This window comes from Desulfosporosinus sp. Sb-LF, from assembly GCF_004766055.1.
Lineage (GTDB): Bacteria > Bacillota > Desulfitobacteriia > Desulfitobacteriales > Desulfitobacteriaceae > Desulfosporosinus.
On record NZ_SPQR01000001.1, the window covers coordinates 398,936 to 413,534 of the forward strand.

At 37.7% G+C, this 14,599-nt stretch carries 12 protein-coding genes; 5 read left to right on the forward strand and 7 right to left on the reverse strand.

The features are described 5' to 3' along the window. Positions 1-99: 99 nt before the first annotated feature. Positions 100-849 (reverse strand): 3'-5' exonuclease, encoded by a 750-nt coding sequence (locus tag E4K68_RS01990; protein ID WP_135377060.1) that lies wholly within the window; start codon positions 847-849, stop codon positions 100-102. Positions 850-1,074: 225 nt separating this feature from the next. Here E4K68_RS01990 and ppsA point away from each other — a divergent pair, with 225 nt between their 5' ends. Beyond that, positions 1,075-3,678, forward strand: coding sequence for a phosphoenolpyruvate synthase (gene ppsA / locus E4K68_RS01995; protein ID WP_135377061.1), 2,604 nt, complete (start codon positions 1,075-1,077; stop codon positions 3,676-3,678). Positions 3,679-4,633: 955 nt separating this feature from the next. Beyond that, positions 4,634-4,828: a hypothetical protein gene (locus tag E4K68_RS02000; protein WP_135377062.1), complete on the forward strand. Its 195-nt coding sequence runs from the start codon at positions 4,634-4,636 to the stop codon at positions 4,826-4,828. Positions 4,829-5,304: 476 nt separating this feature from the next. Here E4K68_RS02000 and E4K68_RS02005 read toward each other — a convergent pair whose 3' ends face one another. Next, positions 5,305-5,748 (reverse strand): MarR family transcriptional regulator, encoded by a 444-nt coding sequence (locus tag E4K68_RS02005; protein WP_135377063.1) that lies wholly within the window; start codon positions 5,746-5,748, stop codon positions 5,305-5,307. Between the two features lie 14 nt (positions 5,749-5,762). Further along, a complete protein-coding gene (locus tag E4K68_RS02010; protein ID WP_135377064.1) occupies positions 5,763-7,322 on the reverse strand; it encodes a DHA2 family efflux MFS transporter permease subunit in 1,560 nt (519 codons plus the stop codon). Positions 7,323-7,633: 311 nt separating this feature from the next. On the opposite strand from E4K68_RS02010, the gene E4K68_RS02015 reads away from it, so the two are divergent. After that, positions 7,634-8,278 carry a cytidylate kinase-like family protein gene (locus E4K68_RS02015; RefSeq protein ID WP_135377065.1) on the forward strand — a complete coding sequence of 215 codons (645 nt, stop codon included), beginning with the start codon at positions 7,634-7,636 and terminating at the stop codon, positions 8,276-8,278. 405 nt (positions 8,279-8,683) lie between these two features. On the opposite strand, the gene E4K68_RS02020 is transcribed toward E4K68_RS02015, so the two are convergent. After that, a complete protein-coding gene (locus E4K68_RS02020; RefSeq protein WP_135377066.1) occupies positions 8,684-9,103 on the reverse strand; it encodes a hypothetical protein in 420 nt (139 codons plus the stop codon). A gap of 1,564 nt (positions 9,104-10,667) precedes the next feature. Between E4K68_RS02020 and E4K68_RS02025 the strand changes: the two genes are divergently transcribed. Continuing rightward, complete coding sequence (locus E4K68_RS02025; protein WP_135377067.1) at positions 10,668-11,141, forward strand: MarR family transcriptional regulator; 474 nt, start codon at positions 10,668-10,670, stop codon at positions 11,139-11,141. Between the two features lie 166 nt (positions 11,142-11,307). Beyond that, positions 11,308-12,543 carry an MFS transporter gene (locus E4K68_RS02030; RefSeq protein WP_135377068.1) on the forward strand — a complete coding sequence of 412 codons (1,236 nt, stop codon included), beginning with the start codon at positions 11,308-11,310 and terminating at the stop codon, positions 12,541-12,543. 381 nt (positions 12,544-12,924) lie between these two features. Here E4K68_RS02030 and E4K68_RS02035 read toward each other — a convergent pair whose 3' ends face one another. The 3 genes from E4K68_RS02035 to E4K68_RS02045 all read right to left on the reverse strand — a co-directional run bounded on the left by E4K68_RS02035 (position 12,925) and on the right by E4K68_RS02045 (position 14,590). Further along, the gene (locus tag E4K68_RS02035; protein ID WP_135377069.1) at positions 12,925-13,479 is read right to left on the reverse strand and encodes a flavin reductase family protein; all 555 of its coding nucleotides are present in this window, start codon (positions 13,477-13,479) and stop codon (positions 12,925-12,927) included. Positions 13,480-13,818: 339 nt separating this feature from the next. Beyond that, complete coding sequence (locus tag E4K68_RS02040; RefSeq protein ID WP_135377070.1) at positions 13,819-14,202, reverse strand: VOC family protein; 384 nt, start codon at positions 14,200-14,202, stop codon at positions 13,819-13,821. Between the two features lie 109 nt (positions 14,203-14,311). Next, complete coding sequence (locus E4K68_RS02045) at positions 14,312-14,590, reverse strand: metalloregulator ArsR/SmtB family transcription factor (RefSeq protein WP_135377236.1); 279 nt, start codon at positions 14,588-14,590, stop codon at positions 14,312-14,314. Between the last annotated feature and the right edge of the window lie 9 nt (positions 14,591-14,599).

Consider the following 14,599-nt stretch of genomic DNA (forward strand, 5'->3'; position numbering starts at 1 on the left):
AAAAAGCGCAAAAAGGTAAACGAGAATTCTGCGTACCCAATTTCGAAGAAATATATAATAATGATTCGACAAGTACCTGTCCCTTCCTGAAAAACCACTTTATACGTCTTTCGAAAATTGATTTGTTCTCCCCATTTTATAGGCAAGTTTAATCATCTCTTGTTCTTCTTCGGTGATTTTTCGGGCATACATTTTTTCGAATTGCTGAAGAAGTTTATCGGTGTCTATCACTCTTATTCGGCGTTTTGGTCTAATTGTCCTGTGGGATGGGTCATAGGGTTTTGGTTGAATCGATGAATTGTATACTTTTTTATATATTTCAGCCGTATAAAAAGCATCATGAAGTGCATTGTGAAATGCATATGTAATTGGGATATGGAGCAACTCAACAGCATGTTGAAGACGTAATAAGTTTTTTTGAGAAAGATTGAAATGCATGGAGACATAGGGTTGTAAGTTGATAACCCTTTTCGGTAAAAACCTGTGGCTTAATTGATGATCTTCGACATTTCTAAATAGTTCTGTTATTTCGGACATGCCCCAAGTACAAAATATAGAATCGCTCTCATTGATAAACGTTGTATACGCCTTATAAATCTCAGGAAAGGGTTCTTCAGTTAGAAGCTGCTCTGTGGTGATACCGGTCAATTCAGTGACAAATGGATTGACTCTTGTGTAGAAGGTTGGCTTTACGTAACGGTTAAAAGTGCCTACGGTGTTAAATTCCAAATCTAATTTGATGGCACCAATTTGAATGATTTCAAAGGGATGGGGAGATCGTTTTCTTTCAAAATTCTGTAAAGAAGAAACGTCTTGATTAAATTCTAAATCAAATATAATAAAAGACATATTAGAACTCCTTTAACCACCTGATTTCCTTTATTTTTGGCTGGATACAAGGATGCTATCCGCACCCGATTAAAAGGTCTTACGCAAAGTGATCAAATGAGAAAGAATCAGTAGTAAAGGGAAATTTTCATCCCATGAACTACTGGTTATTCTTAGAAGGCGGTTTTAGTTAAAGGAGACCTTATCTACCGGTTATTTGAAAGAATTGCCAAAGGAGGGGAACGTATGAATTCCATTGTGCTTGGTTTTCAGGATATTGACAAAACAAAACTCATGGTTGTTGGGGGTAAGGGCGCGAACCTGGGGGAACTTTCCAAGATTGAAGGAATACGCGTACCGGATGGCTTTTGTATTTCTACTGAAGCCTTTAAAAGAATCAGTGGGGAAACGCCGTCGATTAACGAATTACTTGATCAGTTATCACTTCTAAAGGTGGAAGACCGGGATAAAATCGGTGAACTTAGCAGGAAGATTCGACAAATCATTATGGAAGTAGAAATTCCTTCCGATATTGTGAAAGCAGTTGCTCACTATCTCTCCCAGTTTGGCGATGAACATGCTTATGCAGTGCGTTCTAGTGCGACTGCTGAAGATTTACCACATGCCTCTTTTGCTGGTCAACAAGACACTTATTTGAATATCATCGGAAAAGAAGCAATCCTAAAGTATATCAGCAAATGTTGGGCTTCCCTATTTACGGATCGTGCGGTAATCTACCGAATGCAAAACAGATTTGACCACAGCCAAGTTTATATATCCGTTATCGTTCAAAGGATGGTTTTCCCACAGGCTTCAGGGATTTTATTTACCGCTGATCCGATTACTTCTAACCGAAAGCTGCTAACTATCGATGCCAGTTTTGGACTTGGAGAAGCACTGGTCTCTGGCTTGGTATCTGCCGATTGTTATAAAGTACAGGAAGAGGAAATAGTCGATAAGATGATAGCGACCAAAAAATTGGCTATCTATGAACTAAAAGAAGGCGGAACAGAGACACATGAGATCGATCCTGATCAGCAAAAGACTCAAACACTTACTGAACAACAAATTTTAGAACTAGCACGCATAGGAAGACAGATCGAAGCTTATTTTGGTTACCCACAAGATATCGAATGGTGTTTGGTTAATGATACATTTTATATTGTCCAGAGTCGGCCAATCACTACTTTATACCCCATCCCTGAAGCGAATGATCAAGAAAATCACGTGTACGTATCTGTCGGTCATCAACAAATGATGACCGACCCCTTGAAACCATTGGGAATGTCTTTATTCCAATTAACATCTTTTGGACCCAGGTTTAAAGCTGGTGGAAGGTTGTTTGTTGATGTTACACATATGCTGGCTTCCCCTGACAGCAGAAAAACGTTATTAAATAACATGGGAGAACACGATCCGCTCATGAAAGACGCACTTATGACCATAATAGAGCGAGGAGATTTCATAAAATCTTTACCAAATGATAAGCAAGAACAGAGCAATAAAAGTGTGTCGTCTGCGGATTCTCAAGCACAAATCGAAAACGACCCGACAATCGTTTCTGATTTGATTAAGAGTAGTCAAACATCGATAGAAAAGTTAAAACATAACATCCAAACGAAATCAGGATCGGATTTATTAGATTTTATTCTGGAAGATTTACAGATATTAAAAAAGATTTTATTTGACCCACAAAGTTTTAGTGTGTTTATGGCTGCTATAGATGCTTCATCATGGATCAATGAAAATATGAACAAGTGGTTAGGTGAAAGAAACGTAGCAGACACGCTTTCTCAATCTGTACCAAACAATATTACTTCGGAAATGGGTCTGGACTTATTGGATGTCGCAGATGTGATTCGTCCTTATCCGGAAGTAATTGATTATTTACAACATGTAAAAGATGATAACTTTTTGGAGAAAATAGTTAAGTTTGATGGTGGACAGGAAACCCAAGACGCTATCTATGCTTTTCTCAACAAATACGGAATGCGCTGTGCCGGAGAAATCGATATTACTAAAACTCGTTGGAGTGAAAAACCAACTACACTTGTCCCCATGATTCTCAGTAACATCAAAAACCATGAGCCTAATGCTAGCAATCGGAAATTTGAGCAAGGGCGACAGGAAGCTTTGAAAAAAGAACAAGAGTTATTAGAGCAATTGAAGCAATTACCGGATGGTAAACAAAAAGCCAAAGAAACAAAACGAATGATTGACCTAATCCGGAATTTCATCGGTTATCGTGAATATCCAAAATACGGCATAGTTAATCGATACTTCGTTTATAAACAGGCTTTAATGAAAGAAGCCGAAAAACTTGTACAAGCCAACGTTATTCATGAAAAAGAAGATATTTACTACCTCACTTTTGAAGAACTTCGCGAAGTCGTATGCACAAATAAACTGGATTACCAGATCATTAGCAAACGAAAAGACGAGTATAAATTATATGAAAAACTGACTCCGCCACGTGTTATCACGTCTGATGGTGAAATCATTGCAGGTGAGTACAAACGAGAAAATCTCCCTGCCGAAGCTATTGTAGGTCTGCCTGTTTCTTCCGGAGTCATAGAGGGACGAGCACGTGTCATCTTAAACATGGAAGATGCTGATCTAGAAGCTGGAGATATATTAGTGACCTCCTTTACTGACCCTAGCTGGACACCATTGTTTGTATCCATAAAAGGCCTAGTCACCGAAGTTGGTGGATTGATGACTCATGGAGCAGTTATCGCACGTGAATATGGCTTACCAGCAGTTGTTGGAGTGGAAAATGCTACCAAAATAATCAAAGACGGCCAGAGAATCCGGGTAAATGGAACTGAAGGCTATGTAGAAATCCTATGATGGGGAAGACGTTGTCTTCCTCCTGGAGAATTAAATAAAAGATGAAAGCTAGGAAGGCGGTCCAATCAGGGTCGCTTTCTCAGACGGAAAAAAGTAATTACATGAGTCAATTTCATAATTATGAGAGTCACTAAAATCTGGTTTTTTCATATTAGGATCAATAGAGTTGCCTAACGTATTTCTACTTGAATTTCCCAAAAAAGTTTTATGTAAAATTCTGGAGGACTTCGTATCTGGGCAGGCGATATCAGTTTGCTACCGATGAAGCAAAACTAAAATATGCTTAGGTTCATATGGAAAACTCTTGAAAAGTATGCGAACAAGCGATTTGAAGATTCTTTGAGTAATTGTTTCTAATTACCACATGATTTGATAACAGAAATGACTACAACATCAAATAGCCCCTACAGAAAAAGCGAAAGCTAACCCAATAAGAGTTAGCTGATTATAGGACTTCCATTCAGTACATCATTGATATTGAAACCGGGCGAAAGGTTCCGTGTATCCAGACGTTTGCGCGGTTCGTATCTGGGCTCAGGGTGTCGATCGATGAATTGAGCGGGAGTCATAAATTACCAAGATACTATTTAGCATAAATATGTAAATATATAGTATAATATGTCGACATCATTTAGTCCTTCCGTTTTATGGCCGGAGGGACCTTTTTTTAATTGGTACTATATATAGTTCTCTGAGAGGTGAGATAAATGTTCATTAGTTCAATGCTATTACACAGGGTCGAGGGACCCTTCGATAACGATGTTATGTAGAGTTGTGAATATCAACATCGGCTGTTGCGGAGCAAATTAGCTTTTCAAGAAGAACTCTTTACAATATTAAGCTTGCCCTTAAATTCATAGAAAATCTTCAAGAGGAAGATGCAAAAATAGACCCGTTTGAGCGTATCGCAATTCTTGAAGAAAGAATCAAAGAGTACGATGTAGCTATCAAGAGAATGCAGGTTAGGGATGTCTATATTGAAAAACTCAAAAATGAAGTTAATAAGCTTAATGAGGACATCACTCAAAATATTCAAGCGTACAATACTCTGGATGAAACCAATCTAAGGCTTTCACTAGAAATAGCCGAACTGAAGGGTTTGGAAACAAAAGTAGTTAAAATGAGCAAAAGAAGCAAAAATCAGGAGTGATGTCCCTTCACTTTGGACAAGTGAATAATCCAGAGTAAATTGAGCCATTGTTCCGGATTTTTTGAGCCACCCGTCCGGATGGCGAGCCACTTTATAATTTCCCCAAAGTAGGATAATGTGAACTTCGAATTTTAACTGCTTTTTCCAGAATCATATTTTAAAAAATAGAGTAAAGCTCTTGTTTATATTTGTGTCTATTCCTTGCATTAAAGGGTGATATATCCGATGGTTTTCCGAAACACATTATCGTCTCAACCAACGCATTACACGTTTCTTCCACAAATAATTAGCCCAAAACATAACCAAGCAACACCAACGACTCTGTCAGTTGGAAACCACATGATCTTCCATGTCTTTTAATGAAACGACTGCCCTGCGGTTTGAGGATATATCTACTGAATCTGAGATAATGAATCCTACTTCATCTAATCTAGAAACTATTAAATAAGGATATTACTCTCCTTCGAGCGATGTCCCTATTTTTGATTACTTTCGAATAATTCACAAAACTTTTCCAAACCCTTAATAATGCAGTCAATATCTTCTGGATTAGCATTTTCAATTAATTTATCAAAGAATTCCAGACCAATATTCATTGTGTCGGCATAATCAGAGGATAATGATAATTTGACAATTCTCCGATTATCTTTTGGTATTTCACGTATAACAATTCCTTGATCCTCTAATTCACTGACAATACCACTAACTGTCCCCTTTGATAAGGATAACCGATCACTTAGTTCATGTAAAGTAATGAATGGGGTCAACTTTAATTCAGAAACGAGTAATAACTTAGATTCTGTGAGATTATGCTGCTTATTGTTTTTTACGATTAAATCCCTTAAGTTCTTCCTAATAGCGCGGAACAAATCCAATATTCGCTTAGGCTTTTCTGTTTTGTTCTGAAGTAAATCCACCATATATTCCTTCCCCTTTATGAGCCGAGTTTATCTGAGCTCATAGGCAAACTGACTTTTTTCTTGGAGCTCATAATAAAAGTTAATCCAAGTGCAAGGGCAGTTATAGCACTCGTTATGAATATAGCATAGTCAATTGCGTTAGTATATGCTTGCTTTTGGATTATACCCGCCAAAGTAGACAATGCAGCGGCTTTTGCCGCTGATTGAGATAACCCCCTTTGAACATACAACGATTGAATCTTATTAATATACACCACTGCAGTATTGTTAAATACTGTGATTTGGTTAGACATATGATTGTAGTTTAAAGTTAACTGACTTTGTAAGATATTCGTAATAATAGTGATGCTGAGAGAACCGCTAATTTGTTTTAATGTATTCGAAATTGCTGATGCTTTAGCTATTTTTTGCAGTGGTATAGCATTTAATCCTACAGTTGCGATAGGCATAATAGCAATTCCAAGACCAATGCCCCGAATCGCTAGTAATAGAGTAATTGTTTCCTTGCTCATATCCACATTTACAAAGGCAAGTTTATATGAAGCAAAAGCAAGAATCATAAGGCCAGGGATAACTACGGGCTTTGCACCTAATTTATCAAAAAGAACGCCACTTATTGGCATCATGACTCCAGTAGCAATTGCTGCTGGAAAAAGAATTATGCCGGTTTGCATAGCTGAATAACCAGAAATGTTTTGTAGAAACAAAGGCATAATATACGATCCACCCATTAATGCGAATGTCAAGATCGAGGAGACGATCTGACTGATACTAAAATCATAATATTTGAACACTCGTAAATCCACTAAGGGGTCTGGATGCATTAATTCATAGATAATAAATAAAACAAAACTGCAACATCCCAAGCTAATTAGCAATGGATAAGATATATCGTTCCAATCGATATTTGTGCCTTGACCTAATACATATAATATGCTGACAATAGCCACCGTTGAAGAGATAAGTCCTACATAGTCAAATGATTTAGCCGGTTTACGAGGTGAATCGGTTAGAAAGATCGTTGCTAAGAAAATGCCAATTATCCCAATAGGGATTTTAATAAAAAAGATTAATCTCCAGTCTAGATTTTGAATGACATATCCGCCAAGAGTCGGTCCAATGGCAGGGGCTGCCATCGCTGCAATTCCATAGAAGCCCATAGCTAATCCGCGTTCTTTAAGTGGGAAAAGCCCATAGATAATAGACATACCAACAGGTTGTAGCATGCCCCCTCCCATCGCTTGTATTATTCGAAATACAATCATCGAGGAGTTGCTCCAGGCAACGCCACACAGTCCAGAACCTATTGTAAAAATTGCCAGAGATACTATGTAAACTTTTTTGTTTCCGAAGGTTTCGCTCAGGTACCCGGATAATGGAATTATTGCACCTAATGCAAGAGTATAGGCAGTTAATACCCATTTTATACTGTCAACATTTACGGCGAAGACCGCCATCAATTTTGGTATGGCAATATTCAATACGCTTGAATCTAAGACTGCCATAAATGTACCTATTATAACCACAAACAAGCCGAGCCATTTTACTATAGGTTCGCTATTTTCTTGATCCATTCTATGCCTCCATCTCTTAAGCAACAATATGTTCTATACCTAAATGTTTTGTAAAATACATTTAGGTATAGAACTATTTTAGCGGGGAGTTCTGGTAGAGTCAATAATAAATGTAAAGACGATCTTTTCAATTGACTTATAAAATATATAATAATACAATAGATTTTGAACAGAACTGTTCTGCATCGAACTATATTAATTCATTTGATTAAAGTTATTGGCAATAATTAGTTCAAACTATGATTGGGATTAAATATACTATGGCAAGTACAAAATAGAACAAGGTACTATAAGAAACGGGGGGGCAAGTCATGCGACGTGAATTTCCGCTTGTAATTTCAATTAGCCGTCAATTAGGCAGCGGTGGTAGCGAACTAGGAAAAAATATTGCAAATAAACTAAACTTTTTATTCCTTGATCGTGAAATTGTTCGTGCAGCAGCGGACAAATTTGGCATCCTTGATGAAGAATTAGTTAATAACGATGAAAAAATCAACTCAGTTTGGAAAACCCTACTACATAGCCTCCAATATGCAGATTTATCTTATACTCCTGTACCGAATCTAATAGTACCAAATGATAGAGAGATATATGAAGTAGAAGCTGGCATCATATTAAAAACAGCAAGCGCGAAACCAGTTGTTATTGTAGGTAGAGGTGCTTCATACATTCTTAAAGACCATCCCAAGCACATCAGTATTTTTTTGCATGCTGACATCGAATTTCGCCAATTGAGAACTCAAAAAATGTTCAATCTTTCTACGACAAAGGCCTTAAAGCTTATAAACGAGACAGATATTGCTCGCCAGAGACATCTTCATAAGTTTACTGGTCAAGACATGTATGATACAAGAAATTACAACCTAACTATTGATACGAGCATTGTTGGGCTTGACAATGCGGAAAAAACTATTATTCAATATATTCAACTACGAGATCCTAGTCTGCTCAAATAAACATAGTTACTCTCACTTCTGCGCCTTTGTATACACATGAATCACTCCCCCCAAACTAACTCTAAAACTACTACTCCCCAATTTTCTCAAGTTCCCCTAATTCTTATTTTGCGCATTAGATGCATTGCGGGTGAAATTCAAGACAGCGCCGTCCATGGCGCTGTCTGAGTCTGGAGGCACGATACGTCGTAGAACAGAGGGTTTGAGACATCGGAGAGAATATGAATGTAATAACCCGATGTCGCAAACCCTCGGGACGTTATAAGACATGGCAATATCGGAGGATTTTATTAAGTCCAAATCGAGGACAGCTATGTGAATCGGATTTGTCAAGGCTCTAGTCTGTGGTCCGACAAAAGGCACAGAAGCTCAAAAATATTTGGAATACAGAATTGAACCTTAAATTTAGCTGATGGTCCTTTTAAATAAATATTTATTAAAAAGTATTCCCATAGTGATTCCAAAAATTATTGCACCCAATATTTGAACATAGTAATCACTTATAGGTCTTAGTTCTATATATTTACCCTCAACAGTAACCGTAAATGCGAATTCAAGCGGTGCCCATGCCAAAATACCCACGCACGCGCTTTTTATTACTAAATAATCCAGACCTATTTGTTTTATTTTATAATACAAAATTACACCAACAGAGCCACCAACAATAAAGTTCACAATTAGACCCAGAATTGGTGTAGGTCTGTTAAACGTAACAAGGAGACTATCCAAATTATAAATACTATACTTACCAATACCAAAAAAAACTAACGCTCGCGTCACAATCTCACCTGCTATTGTAGATAAAGCACCTAAAAGAGCAGCCATTAACGGTTTATCGAATTTCAGAATAACTCCCCCATTTTTAGTAAGATAACATAACTATTAGTGTGCGGAGTGTTGAACATTGTATCTCCTTAGGACGCTAAAGATAATTCGAATGTAATGAGTATTTGCATCGTGCAATCATCTTATACCATAACTGTTTCATGGCTCGTCTAGTAAGTTGCCACATCTTATAACACGGCATTCACGAAACTTGCCAAGATGAATGTGGTTGGGACGCTTCGTGAATGCCTAGAACGTTATGTGAATGGACTATCGTCAGTTCGCATTATTCTTATACTGCCTACATCCATCATTTGATGATTGCATCCGTTAAAGAAGAAAAAAGGTAAGCAAATTGCTTATTAATTTGCTTACCTTTTACTGCTAATTTGAACTTTTGCACCCCAAAACTGAACCGCTTAATGGCAGTAGCAATTCTCCTTTTTGCTGCTTGAAATGTGTTAGGTTTTTTTTAATTGTGCAAAAGTTTAACGTTGTTATTAGCTCGAAAACGTTTTCGGGCACTTAATAAGATTTGATTTTTGTGCAAATCAAAATTACGCTCTAAAATCCCTCTACTCGGCTAGACCTAAGGTTTAAAGAGCTTTGCGCAAAATTGCAACTCATCATAAACGATGATTGGGTAAGTGAATTAAAACTAGACGGGATTCGTATACTCGTACTCTACGATGAATTGGGACTATGTCTATTTTCCGAATGATTCGCTTAAATGCAAGATCAAATATCGAATGTTAACTAAAGCAGGACTTTTGAGACTTCCTCGTTCCTATAGTTTGCCAGTTAAAATGGTTAGTGGGAGATGTAGAAAAGGAGAGCTTAATTGCTCTCCTTTTTGTTCGAGTATTATGGACGGATGGCGGATTCGGTCTATTTGCGAAATTTACGACTTGAAAATTTGTATAGGAGAAATGAAACCACCAAGAAGACCGTAACATTGGTTGCTACCGATGCAGTTGAAATGGCGTTGGATAGAATAAGAAGCGCTATAACGACGAAGATTGACTGTTTCCACATGGGCGATATTCCTCCATTTACCTCTTGTATACATTTTCATAGCTTTCTATATTCGACTGATATTCCTACAATACGTAATTTTAATGGTTTTACGACTATTTGGCAACACATAATGAATAGCCGCCAGACTGAACGGTTGTGGGCGTTAATTATTCATTCGCCTTTTTAATATCAAAGACGAATCTTTCGATCTCCCTCACTGATTAAATCAACCCCGATTAGGCTTGCTGTACGCCGTTTCGAACTGCTGCCTTGATGATATAGTAGAAGAGGGCGGCGAGCGAGCTAGAAAGCCAGTAAAATAAAATTCACGCTTTGATGAAAGGATTTCAAAATATGAAGAAGACATTTTAATACCGTTAATACCCAAGTCTAGTGCATGTGAATCCCCATGTGATTTGGACTGTGATTTAGTGTTTTGCACCTCTGAAGTGAACCCGTTGACTAAAAATTGGGGATTCTATTGTTGAAATGGAAACAAAAATTTAATATAATATTGTTAATGTACCAACGGGTGGGAGGACAGGTCATGAACAAGGAAGAACAGGTCATGACGGGTTTCAGGGACTTATTAAACAAGATGGTTTGGCTTAATAAGTTTAAGATGGAAGACAGTCTTAAGGGTTATAAGTCTTCTGAAGTACATTGCATCGAATACATTGGAAGAAATATAGATTCCAACGTGACAAAACTTGCAGAGTCCTTTTATATGACTAGTGGTGCCATAAGTAAAATAACTAAGAAGCTCATAAAAAAAGGCATTATCGAAAGCTACCAGAAGCCTGATAATAAGAAAGAAATCTATTTTAGGCTTACTGAGCAAGGGAAAGTAATTTATAAAATCCATGAGGAACTGCACAAAGAGTTTCAAGAGCGGGATAAAGCCGTATTTGAGCAGGTAACCGAGGAACAATTTGACAGTATGCTTAGCTTCGTGGAAAAGTATAGTAGGCATTTGGATGCAGAAATAAAGAAACTGGGTATAGATATTAAGTCGGAATAAATTTGAATAATAAAAATGAAACCACAGGCAGCCCAACTCTATTGAGAATGGGCTGCCTGTGGTTTCATTTTTATTGCTATTATTTTGTTGACAAGGAAACAAAACTATAATACGATAAATATGTTTCCGAGGAAGCAAAATAATAACTTTTGAGGGGAGAATTTAAGTGTTCATATTTAGAACGGACAATGAACAGAACACAGAACAAACCGTAGATAAAAAGGCTTTAATATTCGGTCTTATGTCTGTGTTTCTTTGCGGAATAGGCTTCACTATCATAGCACCTGTCGTCCCATTCTTAGTGCAGCCTTATACAAGCAATCCGGGAGAACAAGCTATAGTTGTTACGCTGCTGACCTCTGTTTATGCAGTCTGCGTGTTTTTTGCGGCCCCCGGACTTGGAGCTTTGAGCGATAGATATGGCCGTCGTCCAGTACTCTTAGTATGCCTTTTGGGTTCCGCAATCGGGTACTTAGTTTTTGGCATAGGAGGAGCTCTATGGGTACTATTTGCTGGGCGCATAATAGATGGTATAACAGGCGGGACCATAAGCACTATCTTCGCATATTTTGCAGACATCATTCCTCCAGAACAGAGAACCAAATACTTTGGGTGGGTGAGTGCGGTTGTAGGTGTAGGCACCGTCATTGGTCCAACTCTAGGCGGATTACTTGCCAGGTTTGGTTATTCTGTACCTATGTATTTTGGAGCAATAATAACTTTATTAAATGTTGTTTATGGATTCTTTTTTATGCCTGAGAGCCTTGACAAGAATAATAGATTGAAAAAAATTACCTTTTCAAGACTGAATCCATTCACACAGCTTATAAACGTACTTTCCATGAAAAACTTAAAAAGGCTACTTGTCTCAGCGTTCTTACTTTGGATCCCCAACGGATCTTTACAGGCAGTTTTTTCACAATTTACAATGGATACTTTCAGTTGGAAGCCTGCACTAATCGGACTTATGTTTTCAATTATGGGCGTCCAAGACATTATTTCACAAGGTTTCATAATGCCAAAGCTTTTGATAAAACTTAGTGATAAACAGATCGCAATTCTTGGAATGGTTTCGGAGATTATAGGCTACAGTCTTATTGCAGCATCGGCTTTATTCTCGTTCTATCCTCTTTTTATCGCTGGAATGTTTATATTTGGTTTTGGAGATTCGATCTTTGGGCCTTCATTCAATGGGATGGTCTCCAAGTCTGTCGATTCTAGTGAACAAGGAAGGATTCAAGGAGGTAGCCAATCTATTCAGGCTTTAGCAAGAATGATTGGGCCTATCATTGGTGGTCAAATCTATGTATCACTTGGTCATGCCGCACCCGCTTTTATGGGTATGATCCTTATAGCAGCGGCAATACCAGTTTTGTATAAGGGTACGCATGTAAATATGTAAACTACCTACTTTCTTTAGGCAAGTATCCACTTTCATTTTCGATTATAGAGGGGGTGAGCGCAAATTCGCCTCGATTCTTGATATTTTTCAGTTAATGTTCAGCTAATTTTAAGGTACTAATCAGTCCTATCCCCAATAATAGAGGAAAGGTTTTCTAGAGGATGGAAAAGTGAACTTGATTCGAAATCTTAATTAGTACAAAAAAATGAGTTTACTTGCGGTTATTTTCCTGATTTTTCATTTCATTGTTTAGTATTGATTCTGGCGGGAAGAAGATGCTACAGAAGTAGCAAAGAAAACTCTAGAGTTTAAGAAGGTAAACCATTAGGTCTAGGTGTTGGCCAGGAGTTATACTATTCATCGTTTTATAAAGGTTTCTTTTTATTTCTCCGATAGCTTTAACCCTGTTCTGAAAAGATTCCCTACAACCTCATTTAAGCTATAATAGTTAGCACCCATCATAATAATGGGATTCAGTTTCAACGGGTTTGGCTTACCATCTGTGATGCAGTCCTCATTAACATATACAGCAACAATCTCTCCTAAAAACATTTCAAAATCAAATAAAGGAATAACCTGAATTACTTTGCAGAGGAAATTCATTGAGCATTCCTTTATCATTGGTGCTCTTCCCAATTCGTCATAGAAGGGAGTAAATAAGCTTGACTTATCGACTGTTTTTCCTGACACAATTCCACAATAATCTGTCTGTTCAACCATGGAAGTCGGGGGAATGTTCACGCTAAAGTACCCGTTTTCCTTAACCCCTGGTGTTGTATAATGGGTGCTTTTTAATGAAACATAAAGCACTGGCTTCAAACTTACTACCCCACATGCTCCCACAGTAACATAATTGGGCTTTCCATTAACATCTGCTCCAATAATCATCGTTGGAAAGGGACCAAAAGGTTGATTTTGAATTTTAATCTTTTTCATGTTAAACCCCCTATTCATTTGTCTGCTATTTGATGCGGCTCTATTACTATACCGCAGATGCCAATAAAGTTATTAACTTTTTCTTTATTATGCACTAAGATATAGATACAGCATGAATATTTTTGATTTTCTCCAAAGAATGAGCCACCTCAATTGGGTGGCTTGAATTTCGTTTTTTAACGATCGTTACCCGTTGTTTAATGTATTTATTCAAACATTTCCATTGTAGAATGCAACAATCTCATTTATTATCAGACCTTAAAAATAACCCCATCCTAATAATAGACAGGGTTAACACGTAAAACTACAAATAAAGTCGTTTAAGAACTGGCCATGTAGTTACTTCTGCACTATCTGAATAAGGTTGCCGCATGTATCATCGAAGACGGCTATTGTGACTTCGCCCATTTCTGTCGGTTCCATAGTAAACTTCACGCCTTTTTCCATTAATCGTTTGTACTCTTTGCGAATATCTGCAACGCCAAACATTGTTGCTGGGATGCCATCGGCAAATATCTTCTTTTGATAATCCTTTGCGGCAGGATGGTCATTCGGTTCAATTAAAAGCTCGGTACCGTCTTGATCATCGGGAGAAACAAGCGTTATCCACCTAAATTCTCCGACGGGAACGTCCTCCTTTTTTACAAACCCCAACTTTTCTGAATAAAACTCCAGTGCCTTGTCTTGATCTTGTACGAATATACTTGTAACAATGATTTTCATACTGTTTTTACCTCCATTGATATTTGTGACGCATAGTGCTGTGCTAACAATCTGGCTGCAAGCAAAACAACTCGAACATTCGTCAGAAGACCTGATCGATTTTATAAAATTACTCTATCCATCCTTTCAGCAAATTTTTAAGTGGTTGGTTATTGAATATAACTACTCGATATTTTCCCTTTCGTTTTGATATTACGAGTCCTGCATCTTCCAATACAGAAAGATGTTTAGCTATAGCTTGTCGCGAAACGGAAAGGTCATGCTTCATAATGAGACGCACCGTAAGTTCATACAACGTCAGCTCGTTGAGTTCGGATAGTTCGTCTAATATAAGCCGCCGAGTCGAGTCGCCAAGTGCTTTGAATATAGCGTCTTTGTCCTTATTCATATATCTATC

What these genes read in the sequence shown, in the direction of transcription:
- E4K68_RS01990 (WP_135377060.1), bottom strand. Translation starts at nt 849, where the DNA reads ATGTCTTTTATTATATTTGATTTAGAATTTAATCAAGACGTTTCTTCT.
- ppsA (WP_135377061.1), top strand. Translation starts at nt 1,075, where the DNA reads ATGAATTCCATTGTGCTTGGTTTTCAGGATATTGACAAAACAAAACTC.
- E4K68_RS02000 (WP_135377062.1), top strand. Translation starts at nt 4,634, where the DNA reads ATGCAGGTTAGGGATGTCTATATTGAAAAACTCAAAAATGAAGTTAAT.
- E4K68_RS02005 (WP_135377063.1), bottom strand. Translation starts at nt 5,748, where the DNA reads ATGGTGGATTTACTTCAGAACAAAACAGAAAAGCCTAAGCGAATATTG.
- E4K68_RS02010 (WP_135377064.1), bottom strand. Translation starts at nt 7,322, where the DNA reads ATGGATCAAGAAAATAGCGAACCTATAGTAAAATGGCTCGGCTTGTTT.
- E4K68_RS02015 (WP_135377065.1), top strand. Translation starts at nt 7,634, where the DNA reads ATGCGACGTGAATTTCCGCTTGTAATTTCAATTAGCCGTCAATTAGGC.
- E4K68_RS02020 (WP_135377066.1), bottom strand. Translation starts at nt 9,103, where the DNA reads ATGGCTGCTCTTTTAGGTGCTTTATCTACAATAGCAGGTGAGATTGTG.
- E4K68_RS02025 (WP_135377067.1), top strand. Translation starts at nt 10,668, where the DNA reads ATGAACAAGGAAGAACAGGTCATGACGGGTTTCAGGGACTTATTAAAC.
- E4K68_RS02035 (WP_135377069.1), bottom strand. Translation starts at nt 13,479, where the DNA reads ATGAAAAAGATTAAAATTCAAAATCAACCTTTTGGTCCCTTTCCAACG.
- E4K68_RS02040 (WP_135377070.1), bottom strand. Translation starts at nt 14,202, where the DNA reads ATGAAAATCATTGTTACAAGTATATTCGTACAAGATCAAGACAAGGCA.
- E4K68_RS02045 (WP_135377236.1), bottom strand. Translation starts at nt 14,590, where the DNA reads ATGAATAAGGACAAAGACGCTATATTCAAAGCACTTGGCGACTCGACT.